The 21,190-nt window shown below is 68.5% G+C and carries 22 protein-coding genes and 1 other RNA gene; 16 read left to right on the top strand and 7 right to left on the bottom strand.

The window, feature by feature from the left end; genetic code table 11:
* Nucleotides 1-4: 4 nt before the first annotated feature.
* From ACFFJ6_RS16685 to ACFFJ6_RS16660, 6 genes are all read left to right on the top strand, one after another.
* Nucleotides 5-1,270: a ferric reductase-like transmembrane domain-containing protein gene (locus ACFFJ6_RS16685; RefSeq protein WP_378389789.1), complete on the top strand. Its 1,266-nt coding sequence runs from the start codon at nucleotides 5-7 to the stop codon at nucleotides 1,268-1,270.
* Nucleotides 1,267-1,632: a cytochrome b5 domain-containing protein gene (locus ACFFJ6_RS16680; RefSeq protein WP_378389787.1), complete on the top strand. Its 366-nt coding sequence runs from the start codon at nucleotides 1,267-1,269 to the stop codon at nucleotides 1,630-1,632. The genes ACFFJ6_RS16685 and ACFFJ6_RS16680 overlap by 4 nt, the downstream gene beginning before the upstream one ends.
* A 168-nt stretch (nucleotides 1,633-1,800) precedes the next feature.
* Complete coding sequence (locus tag ACFFJ6_RS16675; RefSeq protein ID WP_378389785.1) at nucleotides 1,801-2,907, top strand: efflux RND transporter periplasmic adaptor subunit; 1,107 nt, start codon at nucleotides 1,801-1,803, stop codon at nucleotides 2,905-2,907.
* The gene (locus tag ACFFJ6_RS16670; protein WP_378389783.1) at nucleotides 2,908-5,988 is read left to right on the top strand and encodes an efflux RND transporter permease subunit; all 3,081 of its coding nucleotides are present in this window, start codon (nucleotides 2,908-2,910) and stop codon (nucleotides 5,986-5,988) included.
* Complete coding sequence (locus ACFFJ6_RS16665; protein ID WP_378389781.1) at nucleotides 5,985-6,290, top strand: DUF3240 family protein; 306 nt, start codon at nucleotides 5,985-5,987, stop codon at nucleotides 6,288-6,290. Before ACFFJ6_RS16670 ends, ACFFJ6_RS16665 begins: the two co-directional genes overlap by 4 nt.
* Before the next feature lie 115 nt (nucleotides 6,291-6,405).
* Nucleotides 6,406-6,798 carry a rhodanese-like domain-containing protein gene (locus ACFFJ6_RS16660; RefSeq protein WP_378389779.1) on the top strand — a complete coding sequence of 131 codons (393 nt, stop codon included), beginning with the start codon at nucleotides 6,406-6,408 and terminating at the stop codon, nucleotides 6,796-6,798.
* 432 nt (nucleotides 6,799-7,230) lie between these two features.
* On the opposite strand, the gene ACFFJ6_RS16655 is transcribed toward ACFFJ6_RS16660, so the two are convergent.
* Nucleotides 7,231-7,659, bottom strand: a complete 429-nt coding sequence (locus ACFFJ6_RS16655; RefSeq protein ID WP_378389777.1) for a recombinase RecQ — start codon at nucleotides 7,657-7,659, stop codon at nucleotides 7,231-7,233.
* A 97-nt stretch (nucleotides 7,660-7,756) separates the two neighbouring features.
* Between ACFFJ6_RS16655 and ACFFJ6_RS16650 the strand changes: the two genes are divergently transcribed.
* Nucleotides 7,757-7,957, top strand: a complete 201-nt coding sequence (locus ACFFJ6_RS16650; RefSeq protein WP_378389775.1) for a hypothetical protein — start codon at nucleotides 7,757-7,759, stop codon at nucleotides 7,955-7,957.
* Nucleotides 7,958-7,966: 9 nt separating this feature from the next.
* Here ACFFJ6_RS16650 and ACFFJ6_RS16645 read toward each other — a convergent pair whose 3' ends face one another.
* Nucleotides 7,967-8,425 carry a hypothetical protein gene (locus ACFFJ6_RS16645; RefSeq protein ID WP_378389773.1) on the bottom strand — a complete coding sequence of 153 codons (459 nt, stop codon included), beginning with the start codon at nucleotides 8,423-8,425 and terminating at the stop codon, nucleotides 7,967-7,969.
* Nucleotides 8,426-8,593: 168 nt separating this feature from the next.
* Here ACFFJ6_RS16645 and ssrS point away from each other — a divergent pair.
* From ssrS to ACFFJ6_RS16630, 3 genes are all read left to right on the top strand, one after another.
* Nucleotides 8,594-8,754, top strand: a non-coding RNA gene (ssrS, locus tag ACFFJ6_RS16640) — 6S RNA.
* 65 nt (nucleotides 8,755-8,819) lie between these two features.
* The gene (locus ACFFJ6_RS16635) at nucleotides 8,820-9,407 is read left to right on the top strand and encodes a 5-formyltetrahydrofolate cyclo-ligase (protein WP_378389771.1); all 588 of its coding nucleotides are present in this window, start codon (nucleotides 8,820-8,822) and stop codon (nucleotides 9,405-9,407) included.
* Between the two features lie 2 nt (nucleotides 9,408-9,409).
* Nucleotides 9,410-10,237, top strand: a complete 828-nt coding sequence (locus ACFFJ6_RS16630) for a TIGR00282 family metallophosphoesterase (protein ID WP_378389769.1) — start codon at nucleotides 9,410-9,412, stop codon at nucleotides 10,235-10,237.
* 157 nt (nucleotides 10,238-10,394) lie between these two features.
* Here ACFFJ6_RS16630 and ppk2 read toward each other — a convergent pair whose 3' ends face one another.
* The 5 genes from ppk2 to ACFFJ6_RS16605 form a co-directional block, all read right to left on the bottom strand.
* Complete coding sequence (gene ppk2 / locus ACFFJ6_RS16625; RefSeq protein WP_378390018.1) at nucleotides 10,395-11,288, bottom strand: polyphosphate kinase 2; 894 nt, start codon at nucleotides 11,286-11,288, stop codon at nucleotides 10,395-10,397.
* Between the two features lie 397 nt (nucleotides 11,289-11,685).
* Nucleotides 11,686-13,158: a pyridoxal phosphate-dependent decarboxylase family protein gene (locus tag ACFFJ6_RS16620; protein ID WP_378389767.1), complete on the bottom strand. Its 1,473-nt coding sequence runs from the start codon at nucleotides 13,156-13,158 to the stop codon at nucleotides 11,686-11,688.
* Between the two features lie 41 nt (nucleotides 13,159-13,199).
* Nucleotides 13,200-14,444 carry an ATP-grasp domain-containing protein gene (locus tag ACFFJ6_RS16615; RefSeq protein WP_378389765.1) on the bottom strand — a complete coding sequence of 415 codons (1,245 nt, stop codon included), beginning with the start codon at nucleotides 14,442-14,444 and terminating at the stop codon, nucleotides 13,200-13,202.
* Nucleotides 14,434-16,029, bottom strand: coding sequence for a hypothetical protein (locus tag ACFFJ6_RS16610; RefSeq protein WP_378389763.1), 1,596 nt, complete (start codon nucleotides 16,027-16,029; stop codon nucleotides 14,434-14,436). Before ACFFJ6_RS16610 ends, ACFFJ6_RS16615 begins: the two co-directional genes overlap by 11 nt.
* Nucleotides 16,030-16,191: 162 nt before the next feature.
* The gene (locus tag ACFFJ6_RS16605) at nucleotides 16,192-17,883 is read right to left on the bottom strand and encodes a methyl-accepting chemotaxis protein (protein ID WP_378389761.1); all 1,692 of its coding nucleotides are present in this window, start codon (nucleotides 17,881-17,883) and stop codon (nucleotides 16,192-16,194) included.
* Nucleotides 17,884-18,408: 525 nt separating this feature from the next.
* Between ACFFJ6_RS16605 and ACFFJ6_RS16600 the strand changes: the two genes are divergently transcribed.
* The 6 genes from ACFFJ6_RS16600 to ACFFJ6_RS16575 form a co-directional block, all read left to right on the top strand.
* Nucleotides 18,409-18,732, top strand: a complete 324-nt coding sequence (locus tag ACFFJ6_RS16600; protein ID WP_378389759.1) for a hypothetical protein — start codon at nucleotides 18,409-18,411, stop codon at nucleotides 18,730-18,732.
* Nucleotides 18,733-18,748: 16 nt separating this feature from the next.
* The gene (locus ACFFJ6_RS16595) at nucleotides 18,749-19,360 is read left to right on the top strand and encodes an RNA polymerase sigma factor (RefSeq protein WP_378389757.1); all 612 of its coding nucleotides are present in this window, start codon (nucleotides 18,749-18,751) and stop codon (nucleotides 19,358-19,360) included.
* A complete protein-coding gene (locus tag ACFFJ6_RS16590; RefSeq protein ID WP_378389755.1) occupies nucleotides 19,357-19,776 on the top strand; it encodes a hypothetical protein in 420 nt (139 codons plus the stop codon). The genes ACFFJ6_RS16595 and ACFFJ6_RS16590 overlap by 4 nt, the downstream gene beginning before the upstream one ends.
* Nucleotides 19,773-20,216, top strand: a complete 444-nt coding sequence (locus ACFFJ6_RS16585) for a periplasmic heavy metal sensor (RefSeq protein WP_378389753.1) — start codon at nucleotides 19,773-19,775, stop codon at nucleotides 20,214-20,216. The genes ACFFJ6_RS16590 and ACFFJ6_RS16585 overlap by 4 nt, the downstream gene beginning before the upstream one ends.
* 108 nt (nucleotides 20,217-20,324) lie before the next feature.
* Nucleotides 20,325-20,627: a cysteine rich repeat-containing protein gene (locus tag ACFFJ6_RS16580; RefSeq protein WP_378389751.1), complete on the top strand. Its 303-nt coding sequence runs from the start codon at nucleotides 20,325-20,327 to the stop codon at nucleotides 20,625-20,627.
* A 446-nt stretch (nucleotides 20,628-21,073) separates the two neighbouring features.
* A partial coding sequence (locus ACFFJ6_RS16575) for a helix-turn-helix domain-containing protein (RefSeq protein ID WP_378390016.1) occupies nucleotides 21,074-21,190 on the top strand: 117 nt, incomplete at its 3' end.

The raw sequence follows: 21,190 nt of genomic DNA, 5'->3' as shown, positions 1-21,190 counted from the left end.
GCCGATGACGCCCGCCGCATCGCGCCTGCGACGCTGGTCGATCCCGCTGCTCACGCTGGCGGTGCCGCTCGGCTTCGTTGCATGGGCATTTCCGGTCGGGCTGGCGTCCCTCCGCGCTGCCGGAATCGTGGCCGGCTGGCTCGGCTGCGGGCTGCTGCTGGTCAGCCTGCTGCTGATGCTGCGCGAACCCCGGCTCGCCGGCTGGCTCGGCGGGCTGGAGCGGATGTATCGCTGGCACCACGTCACTGGCGTGCTGGCTTATGTGCTGTTGCTGCTGCATCCGCTCGCGCTCGCAGCGAGCAATCTCGGCGCCTCGCCGGCGACCGCCTGGCAGACCCTGTCCCCGTCCAGCGAGAGCTGGCCGATCTGGTCGGGCTGGCTCGGCCTGCTGCTGCTGATGGCGGGGCTCGTAGCCACTTTTCTGCCGGGCATCCGTTACGACATCTGGCGGACGCTGCACGTGCTGCTCGGTGCCGGCGTGGTGATCGGGCTACTGCATCTGATCCTGCTCGGCATCGACGAGCCGGTGCTGCCGATCCTTGCGGCTGCGGCCGCGATTCTGGGCTGGCGCCTGGTGCGCGGCGATCTCGGTCTCGCGGCACGGCCCTACATCGTCGCGACGGCACGCGGCCTCACGGAGCACTCGGTCGAGGTCGCCCTGCGGCCACTGGCGGAGCCCGCGATGGTGACTCCGGGACAATTCGTGCTGGTGGAATTCGGCAACGGCCCGGCCTACCGCGGCTGCGGCGAATTTCATCCGTTCACCGTGAGCTCGCTGGGCCGCGACGGCACGCTCCATCTCGCCGTGAAGGCGCTCGGCGATTGTACGCGCAGGATGCTGTCGATCGCACCGGGCGTCGGGGCGCGGGTGATCGGCGGGTTCGGTGGTCCGCTGGGCGAGACCGACGCGGCGCCGCAGCTTTGGATCGCCGGCGGCATTGGCGTGACGCCGTTCGTCGCCGTTCTCCATGACCATTCGCTGCGCCAGCCGGTACGGCTGCTGTATCTCTACCGGAGCGAGGCCGATGCGATCTATTTGTCCGAGCTGCGTGCGATGGCGTCGTCGGATCCGCATCTGACGCTGCAGGCAATCGCGACCGGCGATGAGCCGCCCGACCTCGACGGCCTGCTGCCGGACGCCGGCGCACTCACCGGGGTCGAGTGCTGTCTGTGCGGTCCGCCCGGCCTGATCGCAGCAGCGCAACGGGCGCTCGCCGCGCGCGGCGTCGCGGCTCGGCACATCCACTTCGAAAACTTCGAGTTCAGATGATGCGCACCTTGTATTTCGTCTCGACTGCTTTGTTCTGGGTCGCCGTGCTCGGCTTCTGGGCCGGCAGCGCGTGGACGCCGGGGGCCCGCGAACCCGCCGTTGCGGCGGAACGCGAGGTGGCGGCCGCCGAACTCGCCCGTCACGCCACCCCTGCCGATTGCTGGATGGCAATCCGCGGTGGTGTCTACGATCTCACCAGCTATCTGCCCGATCATCCGTCCCGGCCGCAGATCATCGAACCGTGGTGCGGCAAGGAAGCCACTGAGGCTTACAACACCAAGACCAAGGGGCGGTCGCATTCAGGCGAAGCCGACGCGCTGCTGCCAAAATACCGGATAGGCAGCTTTACGCCGGCTAGATGAGAGTGATTAGCAGCTACTCGCCTCGCACCCTTGCGATGTTGCGGCCGCGGCCGAGTGTCAGCATTCTGTCAGCCGGTCCGGCCTAGGGACATTGCGGTAGCGGCGGCTGCGGGGGGCCGGCGCGCTGTCGGCCTTTGGCCGGCCGGTCCGCGACATCGAAGAGCCACCATGCTCCGCAATTTCACCGTCTCCATCGTCTGTCTGGCCGCGCTGCTCGCCGCCGACGCCGCGCGCGCCGGCGACGAACTGGCGATCTCGGCCGTGCAGGCCGAGCGGGTCGGCATCGAGACCTCGCCGCTGGAGCAGCAGCCGGCGCCGGCGGGGCTGAGTTTCCCGGGCAAGATCACCGTGCCGCCGGATCGCACGCGGCTGATGAACGCCCAGCTTGGCGGCCGCATCGAGCGCCTGCTGGTACGCACCGACGACATGGTCAAGGCCGGTGACGTCCTCGCCGAGATCCAGAGCCCGGCGCTGGCGAGCGCCCAGGGCGAATTTCTGGTCGCGGCCAACAAGGAGCGCTTGCTCAAGACCAATCTCGACCGCGAGGAGCAGCTCGCGCCGTACGGCGCGGTGCCCAAGAAGCAGGTGATCGTCACCCAGAGCGAATACGATCAGGCCCGCGCCACCGCCGCCGAGCGCCGCGCCGCGCTGCAGCATGTCGGCATGACCGAGGCGGCGATCGACAGGCTGATCACCACGCAGAAGCTCGACCCGAAGCTGATCCTGATCGCGCCGATCGACGGCGTGGTGCTGGAAAGCCCGACCACGCCGGGCCAGACCGTCGAGGCGCTGGCGCTAGTGTTCAAGCTGGCGCAGCTCTCGCCGCTGTGGGCCGAAGTGCAGGTGCCGGCACTGCGCGCCGAAGACTTTGCGGTCGGCGCCCGCGTCACCCTGAAGGGCCACGACTGCGTCGGCCGCGTGGTGTCGGTCGGCTCGAGCGTCGAGCCGACGTCGCAGACCGTGATCGTGCGCGCGCAGTTCGACGATCCGGACACCGATCTGCGTCCCGGCCAGATGATCGAGGCGCAGATCACTTCGGCGACCAGCGGCAAGGCCGAATGGCGGGTGCGCAGCGGCGCGATGGTCCGGCGCGGGCCCGAAGCCTATGTGTTCGTGCAGACCGAGTCCGGCTTCGTCGCCAGGCCGGTGAAAGTACGCGAGGAGCTGCCGGCCTTCGCGGTGGTGAGCGGCAGCTTCCGCGGCGACGAGCGCATCGCGGTACGCGGCCTCGCGGCACTCAAGGGCGCCTGGCAGGGGCTCGGCGGGGTCGAGTAAATGCTCGCACGTCTGGTCGAGTTCTCGCTCGCGCATCGCCTGCTGGTGGTGCTCGCCACGCTGCTGCTGATCGGCGCCGGCATCGTCGCGGTGCGCGGCCTGCCGATCGACGCCTTCCCGGACGTCTCGCCGGTGCAGGTCAAGATCATCATGAAGGCGCCGGGCATGACCCCCGAAGAGGTCGAGACCCGGGTGACGATGCCGCTCGAGCTCGAAATGCTCGGCATCCCCAACAAGACCATCCTGCGCTCGACCACCAAATACGGCCTCGCCGACGTCACCATCGATTTCGCCGACGGCGTCGACATCTATTGGGCGCGCAACCAGGTCGCCGAACGCCTCGCCTCGGCGATGAAGGACATGCCGGACGGCCTGACCGGCGGCCTCGCGCCGATCACCACGCCGCTCGGCGAAATGTTCATGTTCACCATCGAGGGCGGCGACCTCACGCTCGCCGAACGCCGCACGCTGCTCGACTGGACCATCCGCCCGGCGCTGCGCACGCTGCCCGGCGTCGCCGACGTCAACTCGCTCGGCGGCTATGTCCGGAGCTTCGAGATCATTCCCGACAACCTCGCCATGGCGGCGCGCGGCATCTCGATCGACACGCTGCAGAAGGCCGTCAAGGCCAACAACCGCAACGGCGGCGCCGGGCGCTTGTCGGCCGGCGAAGAGGTGCTGCTGGTGCGCGTCGACGGCCAAGTGCGCACCCTGGACGATTTGCGCAACATCGTGCTCGCCTCCCGCGACGGCGGCATGGTGCGGGTGCGCGACGTTGCCGAAGTCCGCATCGGAAGTATCACCCGCGCCGGCGCAGTGACGCGCGACGGGCAAAGCGAGGCGGTGCAGGGCTTGGTGCTCGGCCTGCGCGGCGCCAACGCCCGCGATGTCGTCGAGGCGGTGCGCGCGAAGTTCGCCGAGCTGCAGCCGACGCTGCCCAAGGGCGTCGTGCTCAACGTGTTCTACGACCGCGGCGATCTCGTCGGCCGCGCCATCCACACCGTGTCGAAGTCGCTGATCGAAGCCGTGGTGCTGGTGATCGTGCTGCTGATCCTATTTCTCGGCGATTGGCGCGCCGCGCTGGTGGTGGCACTGACGCTGCCGCTGTCGGCGCTCGCCACCTTCGAACTGATGCGCTTGGCCGGCATGTCGGCCAATCTGATGAGTCTCGGCGGCCTCGCGGTGGCGATCGGCATGCTGATCGACGCCGCCGTGGTGGTGGTCGAGAACATCGTCTCGCATCTGACGCACGACCGCCACGCTGCGCATGTGCCGCTGCTGCACAGGATCTATCAGGCGCTGCGCGAGGTCGTGGTGCCGGTGACGTCCGGCATCGTCATCATCGTCATCGTGTTCCTGCCGCTGCTGACGCTGCAGGGGCTGGAAGGCAAGCTGTTCATCCCGGTGGCGATGACGATCGTGTTCGCGCTCGGCTCGTCGCTGCTGCTGGCGCTGACGGTGATCCCGGTGCTGGCCTCGCTGCTGCTGAAGACCTCCGGCCATGGCGACACCTGGCTGGTACGCAAGATCAGCGCCGGCTACACGCCGGTGCTGCGCTTCGCGCTGCGCCGCGAGAAGACGGTGCTGGCGGTCGCGGTCGTCGCGCTGATCGCCACCGTGTTCGCCTATGGCCAGCTCGGCAAGATCTTCATGCCGACGATGGAAGAGGGCACGCCGATCGTCAGCGTCGAGAAGCTGCCCTCGATCAGTCTCGAACAGAGCGTCGATCTCGACCTCAGGATCCAGCGCGCGGTGATCGGCACCGTGCCGGAAGTCACCAGCATCGTGGCCCGCGTCGGCTCTGACGAGATCGGCCTGGATCCGATGGGGCTGAACCAGACCGATACTTACGTGATCCTGAAGCCCGAGGCGGAGTGGCGCCGGCCGCACGACAAGGAGTGGCTGCTCGGCGAGATCCGCAAGGCGCTGGCCGAATTCCCCGGCATCGGCTTCAGCTTCACCCAGCCGATCGAGATGCGGGTGCAGGAAATGATCATCGGCGCCCGCGGCGACGTGGTGGCGAAGATCTTCGGCACGGATATCGCGACGCTCAACAGCCTCGCCGAGCAGATCACCGCGACGCTGAAGACGCTGAAGGGCGCCGAGGACGTCCGCACCACGTTGAACAAGGGCTTCGAGTACTACAGCGTCAAGATCGACCGGCTGCAGGCCGGCCGGCTCGGGCTCGACGTCGATCAGCTCACCGAGGCGCTGCGGGCGCAGATCGAGGGCGAGGGCGTCGGCATCGTGGTCGAGGAGGGGCGGCGCACGCCGATCACCATCCGCGGCAGCGAGGCGCTGCGCGAGTCACCGGCGCGGCTGTCCGGCGTCAGCCTGGTGCTGGCCGGCGGCCAGTCGGTGCCGCTCACCAATGTGGCCAGGCTGGAGCGGATCGACGGCCCGGTGAAGATCGATCGCGAGAACGGCAAGCGGCTGGCGCTGGTGATGAGCAACGTCACCGGTCGCGATCTGGTCGGCTTCGTCGACGAGGCCAAGGCGGCCGTCGCGGCGCACGTCAAGCTGCCCGAGGGCTACTCGATCGTCTGGGGCGGTCAGTTCGAGAACCAGCAGCGCGCCGCGGCGCGGCTCGGCATTGTGGTGCCGATCGCGCTGGCGCTGGTGTTCCTGCTGCTGTTCACCACCTTCGTGTCGCTGCGGCAATCGCTGCTGGTGTTCGTCAATATCCCGTTCGCGCTGGTCGGCGGCGTATTCAGCCTGCTGATCTCCGGCGAGTATCTGTCGGTGCCGGCCTCGGTCGGCTTCATCGCGCTGCTCGGCATCGCGGTGCTGAACGGCCTGGTGCTGGTGAGCTACTTCAACACGCTGCGCAATCAGGGCCTGCCGCCGGACGAGATCGTGATGCTCGGCGCCCAGCGCCGGCTGCGGCCGATCCTGCTCACCGCCAGCATCACGGCGTTCGGCCTCGTGCCGCTGCTGTTCGCCAGCGGTCCCGGCGCCGACGTGCAGCGGCCGCTCGCCGTGGTGGTGATCGGCGGCCTCGTCAGTTCGACGCTGCTGACGCTGGTCATTCTTCCCGTGCTGTATCGCCGCTTCGGCATCGAGAAGGAGGCGAGACGATGAGCGCCGTGGTGCTGACCTTGATCGCGCCGACCGCGCTGAAGGAGGAACTCGTCGCCGCGATGCTGGCGCATCCGCCGACCGCGGAGTCCGGCTTCATCGCCCGCGAGGTCGAAGGCTACGGCCACAACATCGATTTCGACAGCGTGGTCGAGCAGGTCCGCGGCCACACCCTGGTGGTCGAGATCGTCGTCGCGCTGCCCGACACGGAGGCGAGGGGCCTGCTCGACGCGCTCGCCGAGGAGCTTCCCGCCCGCGGCATCGTCTGGCGCATCCTCCCGGTCAGCGCCGGCGGCACGCTGTGAATCACGCCCGGCGCGCTTGGCGTCCACGGCCGATGGCTGTAGATATATTCATACAATCGAATTTATCCGAACCGTCGCTCCGGCGGTTCGACGAAACGGTACGAGGACGAGTCGCATGAGCACCAGCGTCAAGCAGATGATCGAAGCCGCCAATGCCGCGGTGCCGCGGGTCAGCGCCGCGCAGGCGCGCGAGCTGATGGCGCAGGGCGCCGTGGTGATCGACGTGCGCGACGCGCCCGAGGTCGAGACCGCCGGCAAGATCGCAGGCGCGCTGCACATCTCCCGTGGCATGCTGGAATTCCGTGCCGACCCGGAGTCCCCGATCCACGACAAGCGGCTCGACCGCGCCAAGCCCGTGATGGTGTACTGCGCCTCCGGCGGCCGCTCGGCGCTGGCCGGCAAGGCGCTGCAGGATCTCGGCTATAGCCAGGTCTACAACCTCGGCGCCTTCAAGGACTGGGCCGAATCCGGCGGCGCCATCGAGAAGCCGATCGAAGGCGGGATGTAAGGCCGCTTCGGCCTTTCGGGGCGTGCAGCGCGGCCCGGATGGCGGCGCTCTCCTCATAAACGTTCGTTATGGTGAGGGGGGCGCGTCGCGCCGCCTCGAACCACGAGCGACAGCTGCGCTGATAATTCACCCGCACACGCGGCCCATCTTTCGAGACGCCCGGCTGCGCCGGGCTCCTCAGGATGAGGTCGTGCGTGTGGTGGTGTCAGCAAAAGGTCGTCATTCCGGGGCGCGCGGAGCGCGAACCCGGAATCCATATCCCCTGAACTCTCGCGTGTAGCACGGCGTTGCGACGTCGCCCTGTGCTTATCGGTAGCGCTGCGGCGTATGGATTCCGGGTTCGCCGCTGCGCGGCGTCCCGGAATGACGGGGATAGGTTCTGTCCTTAACCCGAGGACGCGTGTCGCGTCCTGAAGAGCCCGTAGCTTCGGCCTAAGCCTTCGCCTTGGAAGTCTTGGACTTCGACGTCTTGGACTTTGCCGTCTTCGCTTTTGCCGGTGTTGCTTTGCCCGGCTTTGAAGCGCCCGTGGCGGCTTTGGCTTTGGCCGGCTTTGCCGACTTGGCAGGTTTTGCCGCCTTTTTCGCTGCGGACGCCTTGGCCTTGGTCGCCTTGACTGGCGCGGTCTTTGCCGCGCCGGTGCGCTTCGCCGCTCCGGTCAGTCCGGCTTTCGCCGCGGTGCTTTTGGCCGGCCCGGCGGCGAGGCGCTGCACGGCTTTCTTGGCCGCCGCCTTGGTAATCGCGGCGGCGCCGTCGATCACGATGTCGATCAGACTATCGACCAGCGGGGCCTTCGGCTTGGCGGACGGCTTGGGTGCTGCGCGGTCGGTGCCGGGCGTCTCGCGTCGGGTATCGTCGTCCACTGGTGATCCTCCGCAGTGTTGCGGGGCCGGGCGGAATGGTCTGTTGGAACGATGCCGCGTGCTGGCCCTTGGCTCGTCGAAGACGAGGTATCAGCAGATGTCCGAAGTCATCACTTTGTTCCACCTTGCAGCCCCGGTGTCGGCGCTTTTGGCGCTGTGCGTCGCCGCGCTCGCGGCTGTCGTTCTGCTCGTGCGCTGGGGGTGCAGGGGGATGATGCGTCGGCCACGCGTGGTGACGATGGCGCGCCACCGCGAGTTGGTGCGGCAGATGGAAGAACGCCGCCATGGGCGGCGGTAGCTGGTCGCCTCAGCGCGTCAGGAATTTCCACGCCACGACGATCGCCACCAGCGCCGCGAAGATCAACAGGGCTGGTATCGGCTTGCGCCCGCTTGCCGGCGCCGCCCGGGCGCCACGATCGGCCGGACGAACCGGCGCGGGCTTGGCCTTCGGGGGCTTCTGGAAGCGAACCACATTATCGACCTGCGCCTCGTTCGGCGGCAGCGTTCGCGGCTCGGGCTCCGGCGCGTCGCCGGTGCCGCCCATGTCGCTGTAATAGGCCTGATAGGTCTCGCGCACCGCGATCGCCTTGGACTCGATCTCGCTCATCCGATCCAGCCGCTCGCGATAGCCGTTCAGCACCTTCTGGGCGTTCTCCGGCAGCGTGTCGAAGCTGCCGAGCTTGGCCATCATCAGCCAGGTGGCAAAGTCCGCCTCGGCCCGGGTGCGGGCCCTCCGTGCGATCGTGGTGCTGGGCTTGGCCGCCATGGTGCTCCGTTCGAGTCGTCCTTCTCCCGATCGCTCGCCTTGATGGCGATCGTGCGACGATTGCTCTCAATAGCCGAAAACGTCGCCGGGTGTCAGGGGTTCGCGCGCTCGCAAGCAAATCGCCGCGGCGCACTGGCGAAGCGGCGGTATGATCGCTACATTGCGACGGCGAGGCTGCGTTTCGCGTCAGGAGCCATATATCCCCGGGGCCTTATCGATCCTTCAGGGAACTGTCCCTGGCCGGGTCCGTGGACCCGGTCACATGGTGCCCACCTACTTTCGTAGGGAACTCCGGGATCGAGCGCTTCAACGGTCATCGTGGCTTCGCACTTGCCTTCTTGTCCTGCCGATCTCCTCAGCTTTTCGCGGCGCTCGCCTCCGCCTATAAGCGGGGATGTCCGCGGTCACCGACGCCCCCAGCAAGAATGATCTCCGCGCCGCCGCCTTGGCGCGCCGCTTGGCGCTGTCCGATGCGGAGCGTCGCGCCGCCGCGACGGCGATTGCGGCGCGCGGCCTGCCGTTCGGGTTGCCGGAGAATGCGATCGTCTCCGGCTATGCGCCGATCCGCGGCGAACTCGATCCGCTGCCGCTGATGCAGGCGCTGGCGGCGCGGGGCACCCGGCTGGCGCTGCCCGCGGTCGAGCAGCAGGGGCGGCCACTGCGTTTCCATGCCTGGAAGCCCGGCGACCCGATGGTGCGCAGCCCGCTCGGCATCGACGAGCCGCGCCGCGAGGCGCCCGAACTGATCCCCGACATCCTGCTGGTGCCGCTCGCCGCCTTCGATGCGCTCGGCCATCGCATCGGCTACGGCGCCGGTTACTATGATTGCACGTTGGAGAGCCTGCGCGCGGTTCGCCGGGTCATCACCGTCGGTCTCGCCTTCGCGGTGCAGCAAATCGCGGCGGTGCCGGCTGCGGCCCACGACGTGGCGCTGGATTATGTGCTAACCGAGCGTGAGACGCTCAATTTCCGGAGTCGATAGGTTTGCGCATTCTGTTCATCGGCGATGTGGTCGGCAAGGCCGGCCGCGTAGCGATCGCCGAACATCTCCCCGGCCTGATCCGCGATTGGCGGCTCGACTGCACCATCATCAATGGCGAGAATGCCGCCGGCGGCTTCGGCATCACCGAGGCGATCTACAATGATTTCATCGACGCCGGCGCCGACGCGGTGACGCTCGGCAACCACGCGTGGAATCAGAAGGAAGCGCTGGTGTTCATCGAGCGCGCCCCGCGCCTGATCCGGCCGGCGAACTTCCCGCGCCATACGCCCGGCCGTGGCGCCGCGCTGGTCGAGACCCGCGGCGGCGCGCGCGTGCTGGTGATCAACGCAATGGGCCGCGTGTTCATGGAGCCGCTCAACGATCCGTTCGCCGCGGTGGCGCGCGAACTCGACGCCTGCCCGCTGCGCGAAGCCGCCGACGCCATCGTGCTGGATTTCCACGGCGAGGCGTCCAGCGAAAAGCAGGGTATGGGTTACTTCTGCGACGGCAAGGTCAGCCTCGTGGTCGGCACCCACACCCATGTGCCGACCGCTGATCACCAGATCCTCGCCGGCGGCACCGCCTACATGACCGACGCCGGCATGACCGGCGATTATGATTCCGTGATCGGCATGCAGAAGGACGAACCGCTGCACCGCTTTGTCACCGGCATCCCGCAGGGCCGCTTCGAGCCGGCGAACGGCGAAGCGACGCTGAGCGGCGTCGCGGTCGAAACCGACGATGCGACGGGCCTCGCCCTCCGCATCGCCCCGGTCCGCATCGGCGGCCGCCTCAACCAGGCCCGGCCGGAGTTCTGGATCTCCACCTAACCCCACGTCATTCCGGGGCGCGCCCCTTGGCGCGAGCCCGGAATCCATATCCCCCGGACTCTCGTTTGATCATCGCCCGCCGTGCTCATCAGCATCGCTGCGGCGTAGGGATTCCGGGCTCGCCGCTCCGCGGCGCCCCGGAATGACAAAAGAGAGGTCAGTACCGCTCCGGCACGTACATCTCCGGCGGGATCGGCGTGCGGTGATAGTCGGGGTGGTGGATGCGCGGCGGCAGCACAACGCGTTCGGTCGGTACCTCTTCGTATGGCACCTGGTCCAAGAGATGCGCGATGCAGTTCAGCCGCGCCTTTTTCTTGTCGACGGCCTGCACCACGTGCCATGGCGCCTCGGCGATGTGGGTGCGCTCCAGCATCTCTTCCTTGGCCTTGGTGTAGTTCTCCCAGCGCGCCCGCGACTGCACGTCCATCGGGCTGAGTTTCCACTGCTTGAGCGGATCGTTGATCCGCATCATGAAGCGGAGCTGCTGCTCGTCGTCGGTGATCGAGAACCAGTATTTGATCAGCACGATGCCGGACCGCACCAGCATCCGTTCGAATTCCGGCACCGAGCGGAAGAACTCCTCGACCTCGGCTTCGGTGCAGAATCCCATCACCCGCTCGACGCCGGCGCGGTTGTACCAGGAGCGGTCGAACAGCACGATCTCGCCCGCGGCCGGCAGGTGCGACACGTAGCGCTGGAAGTACCATTGCGACCGCTCGCGCACGCTCGGCGCCGGCAGCGCCGCGACCCGGCAGATGCGCGGATTGAGCCGCTGGGTGATGCGCTTGATCACGCCGCCCTTGCCGGCGGAGTCGCGGCCCTCGAAGATCACCACGACCTTGAGGCCCTGATGCTGCACCCAGCTCTGCAGCTTCACCAACTCGCCCTGCAGCCGGAACAGTTCCTTGAAGTAGATCCGGCGGTCGACGGTGTCGGCCGGCGAGTGCTCGGCAAATTCGTTGGTCAGCGCGTCGAGGCGGTCGTCGTCGATCTCGAGTTCGAGCTCTTCGTCGAAGCCGTCGAGCATCTCGGCCTCGATCCGCTGCCGCATCGTCGGCGTCGCGGTCAGTTTCCTGGCGGGCTTCTTTGGTTTGGTCGGCTTGGCGGCGGGCTTGCGGGCCATGGGGTTCTCCGGGCGAGGCTGCCCCGCAGATGCCGTTTGTGTTTGTCACCCGTATGACCGCCCGCCGGGTGCGGTGATTTGGCACGTGGCGCTGGGCAGTGCGTCCTAATCGGCTCGCGCCGAGCTTTTCCAGTTCGTCCGTCCAAATCGCCCTCACCGCGGATCGCAGCGAGCCCCCTCTCCCGCTTGCGGGAGAGGGTTGGGGTGAGGGCGCCCCCGGCAGTGAACCTGCGCCTCGCGGAGAGGAGTGCCCTCACCCGCCGCGCTTCGCGCGTCGACCTCTCCCGCAGGCGGGCGAGGTTGCGCTGCGCCCGCGGCGAGCTGATCAGCTCGTTCGCGCCACGCCGAACTGCAGAACAGCATCGACCATCCGGTCGACGTCCTCATACGTCGTCCGGTGGTTGACGATGGCGGCGCGGATCGCGAGCTGGCCGTCGATCGTGGTCGAGGACGGCGCGGCGATCCCCGACTCGTGCAGATCGGCGACGATCTCGGCGTTCAGCGCGTCGGCATCGATCCCGTCCGGTGCACGATAGCGGAAGCAGACGATGTTGAGCGTCACCGGCGCCAGCATTTCGAGCTGCGGCTCGCGCTGTACGCGGGCTTCGAGGTGCCGGGCGATCGCACAGGTATGGGCGATCATCGCACCCATGCGCTCGGTGCCGAAGGTCTTGAGCGTGAACCAGGTCTTCAACGCCCGGAAGCCGCGCGACAGATCGGGGCCGAAATCGCACGGCCAGGGCGAGCCGCCGGCGAGGCCGCGGGTCTCGCGGCGCAGATAGGCGGCCGGCGCCGCAAAGGTCGCGCGATGCTGCTCGCCGTCGCGCACCAGCAGGAAGCCGGCGTCGTAATTCACCTGGCCCCATTTGTGGAAGTCGAGCGCGATCGAGTCGGCCTCGCTCAATCCTGCCAGCTTCGGCGCGATCTCCGGCGACAGCATGCCGAGCGAGCCGTAGGCGCCGTCGATGTGAAACCACACGCCTTCGTCGCGGCAGAGCTGCGCCAGCGCGGCGAGATCGTCGATCGCGCCGGTGTCGACGGTGCCGGCCGAGCCGGTGACGAGGAACGGCCGGAAGCCGGCAGCACGGTCCTCGGCGATGCGCCGGCGCAGCGCCGCGATGTCGATGCGGTGCGCGGCGTCGAACGGAATCCGCCGCATCGCGCCGCGGCCGAGCCCGGCAAGATCGGCGGCCTGCACCACGCAGCCATGCGCGGCCGCCGAGGCGTAGGCCGTGAGCGGTTCGCCGGCGAGGCCGCCTTCGCGGACCTGCGGGCCGAGCACGGCGCTCCGCGCCACCAGCAGCGCCATGAAATTCGCCATCGACGAGCCGGTGACGAACACGCCGCTGGCGGTGTCCGGAAAGCCGAACAGCTCGCGCATCCAGCGCACGATCTGGCGTTCGACCTCGATGCCGACGTGATTGCGGCCGCCGCAATTGGCATTGAGCCCCGCCGCCAGCATCTCGGCCAGCATGCCGACGGCGGTGCCGCCGCCGTGCACCCAGCCCATGAAGCCGGGATGCACGTTGCCGGTCGCATAGGGCGCGATGTGATCGGTGAAATCCGCATAGACGTCGGCGAGCGGCATCGCATCGCGCGGCAGCGTCTGGCGGAAGCGCGCCCGCACGTCGTCCGGGATGGGCTGCCACACCGGCCGCTCGCGCACCCGCGCGATGGAGTCGATCATGTCGTCGAGCATGCGATGCGCGTCTGCGCGCAGCGCGCTCCAGTCGTCGGGATCGAGACTGGTCGGGGGATTCGGGACGGCGCGGGCCGGCCCGCCTTGTTCGGCACTCACATCAGCACTCGCTACAGACGCGTTGGAAACTTGCCCTGCGCCTAAGCCACGCTTTGCCGGCGCGCCGCGACATGGCGTTCCAGCATCGCCGCGAAGGCGCCGAAGATCTTGGTCATCTGCGGCGGCTTGTAGGGATAGACCTCGGGGCTGTCCATATTGTGCACCACCGCGGTGTTGTCGATCTCGAACACCAACAGGTCGCCTTGCGGCGTCTGCGCGCAGTCGATGGTGAAGTAATCGAGGCCGATCCGCTCGATCATGCCGTCGAGCGCGGTGCGATGCCGGCGCGCGAAGCCGAAATCGAAGGTGTGGAAGAATGCGGCTTCTTCCAGCCGCTTGCTGGCGCTCTGCGCCATGCCGGCGTTGAGATACCAGATGTCCCAGCGGTCGGCGATCGCCATGTGGCACGCATAGGGCTTGCCGTCGACGACGACGATCCGATACTTGCGAAACAGCCCGTCGTCGCTCGCGTAGTCGACATATCGCGCGACGAAATATTCGGGCTCGTCGCGCTCGGCGAGATACGCGGCGAGCGTCGCGCAGCTTTCGATCCGGGCCAGCCCGAAGCCGGCATGCGAGCCGCGCGGCCGCACGATCACCGGGAAGGCGACGCCGTCGGTGGCGTCCTGCAGCGCCGCTCGGCCTTCCGCCACCGCCACGAGCGCGTCGCGCGACACCGGGATGGTGGCCGGAATGTCGAGCCCGTCGACATCGCCGATCAGCCGATACAGCTTGTCGCGGTCGAGATGGCGGATCAGCTTCGGCGCGTTGAGCAGCGGCGCCGGCCAGGTCTCGGCGCGCGCCTCGATCGCCGCCAGCGCGCTACGGCATTCGTCGGAGTCCGACGCGATCACGATCGCGACGTCGTGCGGCGGCAGCGGGTCCGGCAGCGGCACGCCGTCGACCACATACAGCGTCAGCAGTTCGATGCCGGAGGTTTCCAGCAGGAATTCGATCGGCGTGTTGCCGCCCATGTCGATATCGGCGGCGAGCGCCAGCACCCTCATCCGCGGCTGCGCGCTGGCACAGGGCGAGCGAAACAGCTGATGCTGCGCCAGCGTCTCGGTCTGCACCGACAGCCCGGCCTGCTTGTGGCCGAACAGTTGCGTTAGCAGCGCGAGGTCGAGCTGTTCGCCGGCGGTCGCGGTGCCGGCGTCGACCTTGTCCATCATCTCCTGCCACAGCGGAAACAGGTTCTCGCCGTCGAACGCCCGCTTGGTCAGGCGCGCGAAGCCGATCCGGTCGGCGATCTGGTGCGAGGCGAGGGGCTGCGAGTCAGAGGGCATGATGGTCCTTGGCGGGTACGGTCGATGCAGGCGGCGTGAGCCGCGTCGTGATCCGCGCGATCACGGCGGCGGCGTCGTCGAGGATGTGGGCGATCGCCTCGTGAGCATGGCCGGGATGTGCGGCCCAGGCGTCCGCGACATGGCGGGCGCTGATGCAGATCCGCAGCGCCGCGGCCTCGTCGTCGGCGCGGCCGCCCCAGCCGACCGGCTGGCCGATCAGGCAGGGCGCGTCGGCGTCGTTCCGAAGATCGGCGGAGATCGCGCGGCATTGCGCCAGCGACAGCGGCGTGCCGTCCGGCTCGCAGGTGAAGGCGAAGATCGTCGGCGCGGCGAATTCGTCGCCCTCGGCCGGGCGCGGCTGCGGCGGCAGCAGCCGCAACGCCGGCGATGCGTTGATCAGCCGGACGATGCCGTCGCCCAGCAGGCGCAGCGCGGCGCGGCGGAAGGTTTCCGGCACGGCGTCATAGGCGCGGATCTCTTCCAGCGCCGCTTCCCAGCGCAGCCACTGGCCGAAATTCGGCGCCGCCGCGAAGGCGTCGCGCAGGCTGCGCCAGCGTTTCGGCCAGTCGCTCCGGGTCGCATAGTCACCGAGCCCCGGCGCCAGCGGGCCGGCAGTCTGGATCGCTGCGGCGAGCCGCGACGGCACCAGCAGCGCGCCGCTGAACGGCGGGCCGGCGTAGAATTTCGAGCCGGTGATCAGCACCAGGTCGCCGCGCGCCAGGCTGCGCGCGATGCGGCGGCGGCCGAGCCGCATCTGGCAGGCATCGACCACGATCTGCACCCGCCCGGGCCAGCGCGCCGCGATCTCGTCGGCGCAGGCATCGCTCGGCGCCTGCAGGCCGAGTTTGGAGCAGTCCATCACTTCCAGCATCACCCGCGCGCCGCGCGTCACGAGCGACTCCACGGTTTCCAGCACCTCGGTGTCGATCGACGCCGCCGTGCGCAGCCGGCCGTCGGCGCCGCGCAGCCGCAGCGCCACGCCGCGCACCGGGCCGAGGCCTTCGATCGGCGCGCCCTTGGTGACGCGGCAATCATTGGTGCTGCGCTCGCCGAAGTGAAAGCCGCGCGCGGTGTGCACCGTGCCGGAGCCGCTCTGGTCGGCGCCGACCACCACCGTGACGAGGTCGTCGCCGAGCAGCGCACGGCTCAGCGCCAGCGCCTGCAATTGCGCGTCGGTGCCCGAGGCGGCGAATACCACCTCGGTGCCTGAATCGCCGAGCCCGAGCAGCGCGCGTAGTTCGTCGCGCATCGCCTCCACCCGGGCGTCGAAGCAATCGACCAGGCCGTGCAGGATGGCGGAGGCCATCAGCGCGGTGCGTGCCGATTCCGCCGCGTCATAGCCGCGCTGCGAGATCGTGGTGGCGGTGCAGGACGAGAAGCTCGGGATGTCGGGCGTCGGCGACGGGCTGCAGCCATAGGCATTGCGGCCGGTGGCCGGATGGCGCGCGAGCCGCGCGTCGCCGCCGCAGACGAGTAGCTGGTCGAGCGGCGCGAACAGTTCGCGCAGCGGCGAGGCGAGGGGAAGCCCTGGCCCAAGCGGGGACCGGCGGTCGGCAAGTCGCGGCGCACTCCCGGAGTTCGACATCGCTCAGCCTCTCGCCCGGCCTTGGCCGGGCGGTCGTCGAAGGCGCCGGGCCGGATGCCGGGCGCCGTGATCCTCACCAAGACGTAAACAGTCTTGGTTAATAGTGCCTTTACCAATCGGCCCGTCCGGTACCCGAGGATGCCGGACGGGGCCTTCGCGGGACTACGCGGCGCGGACGCTGTCGAGGAATTTCGACACTTCGACCTTGAGCCGCGAACTGTTCTGCGACAGCGATTTCGCCGCGGAGAGCACCTGGCTGGAGGCCGAGCCGGTCTCGGTGGCGCCGCGCTGAACCTCGGTGATATTGGCCGAGACCTGATGGGTGCCCTGCGCCGCCTGCGAGACGTTGCGGGAAATCTCCTGCGTGGCCGCGCCCTGCTCCTCGACCGCCGAGGCGATCGTCGACGAGATTTCCGACATCCGTCCGATGGTGCCGCCGATCTCCTTGATGGCCGCCACCGACTGATCGGTCGCCGCCTGGATGCCGTTGATCTGCTGGGTGATCTCGCCGGTCGCCTTGGCGGTCTGCTCGGCCAGCGCCTTGACCTCGCTGGCCACCACGGCGAAGCCGCGGCCGGCTTCGCCCGCACGGGCGGCTTCGATCGTGGCGTTCAGCGCCAGCAGGTTGGTCTGGCCCGCGATGGTGCTGATCAGCTCCACCACGTCGCCGATCCGCGCCGCCGCCCGCGCCAGTTCCTCGACCCGGCTGTTGGTCGCCTGCGCCTGCTCGACCGCCTCGTGGGCGATCCGCGCCGATTCCTGCACCTGCCGGCTGATCTCGTTGACCGACGAACTCATCTGTTCGGTCGCCGACGCCACCGACTGCACGTTGGTCGAGGCTTCCTCGGACGCCGAGGTCACCATCGTGGCGAGATGCTGCGAGCGCTCCGCCGTCGAGGACAGCATGGTGGCGGACGCTTCGAGCTCGTGCGAGGCCGACGACACCGTCTCGACGATCTCGCCGATCGCGCGTTCGAACTCGCCGGCGAGCCGCTGCGTGTCGGCCTTGCGCTGCGCCGCGGCGCGGGCTTCGGCTTCCTCCTGGCCGGCCTGCAGCCGCTGACGTTCGATCGCGTTGAGCTTGAACACTTCGACGGCGCCGGCCATCTCGCCGATCTCGTCGGCGCGTCCGACGCCGGGGATGTCGGCCTCCAGCCGCCCGGCCGCGAGCTGCTTCATCGCCTGCGTGATCGCATCGATCGGCCGGGTGATGCCGCGCGCCACCAGCACCGAGACCAGCGTGATGATCACCAGCACGATCGCGGCGGCGATCAGCAGCCGCTGGGTGGCGCTCCAGGTCTGCGCATGCAGGTCGTCGATATACACGCCGGTGCCGACGATCCAGCCCCACGGCGCGAAGCCTGCAACGCGGCTCAGCTTCGGAAACTGCTGGTCGGAGCCCGGCTTCGGCCAGACGTATTCGACATAGCCGCTGCCGTCACGGCGCACGGTGTCGACCATCTCGCGGAACAGCAGCTTGCCGTTCGTGTCCTTGGTGTTGGTCTGATCCTGCCCGATCAGCTGCTTGGCGATCGGGTGCATCAGCATCCGGCTCTGCATGTCGGTGATGAAGAAGTACTCGTTGCCGCCGTAGCGCAGCTTGGCGATCCGAGCCTGGGCGCGCTTCTGCGCGTCCTCGGTGCTGATCTCGCCGCGCCGCGCGGCATCGTGCTCGTCCTGCAGGATCGCGATGGCGAGATCGGCGATATGACTGAGCTCGATCTGCTTCTGCTGTTTCAGGCCCGAAGCGATTTCGTGCGAGGCCAGCCAGCTGGTCGCCAGCAGTCCGAGAAATCCGAGGCCGATCAGCAGATAGATCCGGCGGCTGATGGTCATGCGTAGTTTGGACGGCATTCTGCGTGTTCCCGCTGCTTGACTCGTGTGTCGGATCAGCCGGGCCCGGCGATCCGCATGCTGGCCCCTTCCGGCGGACAAGCGGTTTGCCGAAGCAATCCTGCGTGCCGGCTCCTGCCGTCGGTCGCGCACACGTCTTCGGTCGCCGCCCGAAGAAAAAGGCGTCGGAGGGAAGCGGCACACCACACTGGGGTCTTGCGTCACTTGCGAGTGAGCCCGAGCCGCGATGCGGTCCCGTGCGTCAATCGAGCGACGGTTTCATGATGGGAACTATCCACGAAGAACGATAGCTATTGGTAAACATCCGGGCGGCGGATTGTCGCTCGTAGAATTACCGGGGTCGTTTTCGGCAACTAACTACCACTGGCGCCGTCCGGAGGCGCAAACTTTAGTTCAAGGCGCGCGCCGCTCCCCCGGAGGGTCGAAATAAAAGCATCGCCTCCGCGAGGGAAAGCGGCGGCGGGTCCGTATTCCTCACATCGGCCGGCATGCCGGCCCGCCTGTTCGCCAGCGAGGAAGGACCCGATGATGCGCAACATACTGATCGCCGCCCTGTTCGCAGCCGCCGCGCCGGTTTCGGCCCAGGCCGCATCGTTGATAGCGCCCGCGACCGCCGCGCAAGCGGCCGTTGCAGCGACATCGCCGGTCGAAACCGTGGCGTGCGTCCGCGGCGGCTGGCGCGGGGTCGGGGTCTATCCCGGCTGCCGCAATTATCGGCCTTACTACCGGCCGTATCCCTATGTGGTGGCGCCTGCGCCGGTCTATGTGGCGCCGCCGGTCGTGGTGGCCGGGCCGGTGGTGCCGGCGCCGCGTCGCTGCTGGATCGCGGGCGCCTGGCGGCCGTGCTAACCGGTCGCAGTGTGAGGTGAGCGCCGCCACCATGCTGGGCGATGCGGCGGTCGGGCAGAGGATCGGGGCGATGGAGGACGACAGCGACGAAGCGCTGATGGCCGCCGTCGCCGCGCGGCGCCAGCAGGCGTTTCGCGTGCTGATGACGCGGCACATGCCGCGCGCGATCCGCGTCGCGCAGCGCATCGTCCGCGATGCCGCCGAGGCCGACGACATCGGCCAGGAGGCGTTCCTGCGGGTCTGGAACAAGGCCGCGTCGTTCGATCCGGCGGTCGCGCGGTTCACCACCTGGCTGTACCGGATCGTGCTCAATTTGTCGTTCGACCGCGCCCGCAAGCCTGCGCATGCGCCGATCGACGAGGCGGCCGAGATCGCTTCGAGCGAGCCGGCGCCGATCGAGCATCTGATCGCCGATCAGCAGCGCCGCGCGCTCGACGCCGCGATGGCGCGGCTGTCCGACCGGCAGCGCGGCGCGATCGCGCTGTTTCATATGGAAGGCCTCTCCGGCGAGGACGCGGCGCGGGCGATGGGGCTCAGCGCCAAGGCGTTCGAGTCGCTGCTGGCGAGGGCCCGCATCGCGCTCAAGACAGAAGTCGAGACCATCGAGCAGACCAGGAGGTTGCCATGACGCCCGATCGCTTCAGGGAGCTGGCGGAGACATGGGGCGGCGATATCGCGCGCTGGCCCGAAGCGGCGCGGCCGGCGGCGCGCACTTTCGCGCGCACGGACGCCGGCGCAGCGATCCTGCGCCAACAGCAGGCGTTCGATGCGCTGCTTGCGGCAGCGCCCGAGGTCACGCCCGCGCGCGCCGGCCGCGCGGCGCTGTCGGTGTTGCAGGCGATCGCGGCGAGCGAGGCACGTCCGCCCTGGTATCGGCGATGGCTGCGGCCGGTGTCGCTGCTGCCGGCCGGCAGTCTCGCCTGTTCGGCGCTGCTCGGCCTCTGGCTCGCCGGCGCGCTGCCCTATCGCCAGGACGATCAGGCGGTCGCCGTGGTCGCAGCCGTGTTCGATGCCTCCGTCATCAACCTGTGGGGAAACCAATGACGTCCCGGTTCGGCCCGTTCACCGGCGGCCGCCTGCTGCTGCTGGCCTCGCTCTGTCTCAACGTCGCGCTCGGCGCCTATGTGGGGGCGCAGTGGCTGCAGCCCGAATGGGCGCCGAAAAATGCCGCCACGCCGATCCGGCTGATCGAACGCGTCGCCACGCGGCTGCCGCCCGACGATGCCGAGATCCTGCGTCGCAATTTCCAGGCGCGGCAGACCGAGATGCAGCCGTTGCAGGAGGCCTATGTGGCGGCGCTGATGAAGACGCTGCGACTGACCGGCCAGGCCGAGCTCGACAAGCCGGCGCTCGAGGCGGCCATCAAGGACGCCCGCGAGAAACGCATCAAGATCGGCGACGCGGTGATCGACACCTTCATCGAAACGCTGGAGCAGATCTCGACGAAAGGACGCCGGCAACTCGTCGGCGGAATGTTTCGCTGAGCCGGCGCGGCGCGGCGAGGGATCGCGGCGGCTGCAGCGTATCACCTACATCCGCCTGCCGGATCTCGATCTCGACCCGAGACGCCGGCCCGACCCAAAGGAGCTCCGATGCGATCCCTGATGTCGAAGTCCGTGCGACGCCGGCCTGTGCTGTTCTACACCCACGATGCGATGGTGCGCGCCGCCCTGGTCGCCGCGCTGGTGATCGCCGCCCTCGCGGTGTCGCTGTCGATGGCAAGCGCCCAGGACCGCGACGCTTCCCGCGGCGCCGCCCGCGAAGCCTGCAAGCCCGACTACCAGAAATTCTGCAGCACCGTGACCCCCGGCGGCGGTCGCATCAAGAAGTGCCTCGCCGACAACTTCGCCAGCCTGTCCGACGCCTGCAAGCAGGTGGTCGGGTCGGCGAAGTAAGCGAGAGCGCCAGCTCCGCATTGTAGCGTCATCGCCGGGCTGAACACTCGACCCGGCGATCCATCGTCTTGGCAAGAAACTTGTTAGCAGCACGCTGCGCGCGCGATGGATGCGCGGGTCAAGCCGCGCATGACGGCGGGGTAGGGAGGCGCGCAGCCCCACAATAAACTGTCATCCCCCGCGCATGCGGGGGATCCAGTATCCCAGAGTGTGCGATGGGATGCTCTGCCGCTCAACCAGCGCCCTGGAATACTGGGTCGCCCGCCTTCGCGGGCGATGACGGTCGGGGGGTAGGGCGCGGCTTGCCCAAGCAACTCATTGGCGTGGCCAAGCAGCCGAGCGTCATTGCCGGGCCCGATGTTCAGCCCGGAGACATGACCGACAGGTGTTCGGAGACATAGTCGACACATCATAGTGGGTGGATTTGGCGGTTGGAGGCCAAGTTCATGCCCTGGCGTGAGGTGTCGGTAATGGATCAGAGGCGGGAGTTCGTTCGGCTCGTGGCTCAAGATGGGGCGAACCGGCGGGAGCTGTGTCGTCGGTTCGGGATTCATCCGTCGACG

This window comes from Rhodopseudomonas telluris (assembly GCF_042432815.1).
Classification (GTDB): domain Bacteria; phylum Pseudomonadota; class Alphaproteobacteria; order Rhizobiales; family Xanthobacteraceae; genus Rhodopseudomonas; species Rhodopseudomonas telluris.
This window is presented reverse-complemented; position numbering and strand designations above follow the sequence as displayed.

Coding starts and splice junctions, on each gene's coding strand:
- ACFFJ6_RS16685 (WP_378389789.1), top strand. CDS start 5: ATGACGCCCGCCGCATCGCGCCTGCGACGCTGGTCGATCCCGCTGCTC.
- ACFFJ6_RS16680 (WP_378389787.1), top strand. CDS start 1,267: ATGATGCGCACCTTGTATTTCGTCTCGACTGCTTTGTTCTGGGTCGCC.
- ACFFJ6_RS16675 (WP_378389785.1), top strand. CDS start 1,801: ATGCTCCGCAATTTCACCGTCTCCATCGTCTGTCTGGCCGCGCTGCTC.
- ACFFJ6_RS16670 (WP_378389783.1), top strand. CDS start 2,908: ATGCTCGCACGTCTGGTCGAGTTCTCGCTCGCGCATCGCCTGCTGGTG.
- ACFFJ6_RS16665 (WP_378389781.1), top strand. CDS start 5,985: ATGAGCGCCGTGGTGCTGACCTTGATCGCGCCGACCGCGCTGAAGGAG.
- ACFFJ6_RS16660 (WP_378389779.1), top strand. CDS start 6,406: ATGAGCACCAGCGTCAAGCAGATGATCGAAGCCGCCAATGCCGCGGTG.
- ACFFJ6_RS16650 (WP_378389775.1), top strand. CDS start 7,757: ATGTCCGAAGTCATCACTTTGTTCCACCTTGCAGCCCCGGTGTCGGCG.
- ACFFJ6_RS16645 (WP_378389773.1), bottom strand. CDS start 8,425: ATGGCGGCCAAGCCCAGCACCACGATCGCACGGAGGGCCCGCACCCGG.
- ACFFJ6_RS16635 (WP_378389771.1), top strand. CDS start 8,820: ATGTCCGCGGTCACCGACGCCCCCAGCAAGAATGATCTCCGCGCCGCC.
- ppk2 (WP_378390018.1), bottom strand. CDS start 11,288: ATGCGGCAGCGGATCGAGGCCGAGATGCTCGACGGCTTCGACGAAGAG.
- ACFFJ6_RS16615 (WP_378389765.1), bottom strand. CDS start 14,444: ATGCCCTCTGACTCGCAGCCCCTCGCCTCGCACCAGATCGCCGACCGG.
- ACFFJ6_RS16610 (WP_378389763.1), bottom strand. CDS start 16,029: ATGTCGAACTCCGGGAGTGCGCCGCGACTTGCCGACCGCCGGTCCCCG.
- ACFFJ6_RS16605 (WP_378389761.1), bottom strand. CDS start 17,883: ATGCCGTCCAAACTACGCATGACCATCAGCCGCCGGATCTATCTGCTG.
- ACFFJ6_RS16600 (WP_378389759.1), top strand. CDS start 18,409: ATGATGCGCAACATACTGATCGCCGCCCTGTTCGCAGCCGCCGCGCCG.
- ACFFJ6_RS16590 (WP_378389755.1), top strand. CDS start 19,357: ATGACGCCCGATCGCTTCAGGGAGCTGGCGGAGACATGGGGCGGCGAT.
- ACFFJ6_RS16585 (WP_378389753.1), top strand. CDS start 19,773: ATGACGTCCCGGTTCGGCCCGTTCACCGGCGGCCGCCTGCTGCTGCTG.
- ACFFJ6_RS16580 (WP_378389751.1), top strand. CDS start 20,325: ATGCGATCCCTGATGTCGAAGTCCGTGCGACGCCGGCCTGTGCTGTTC.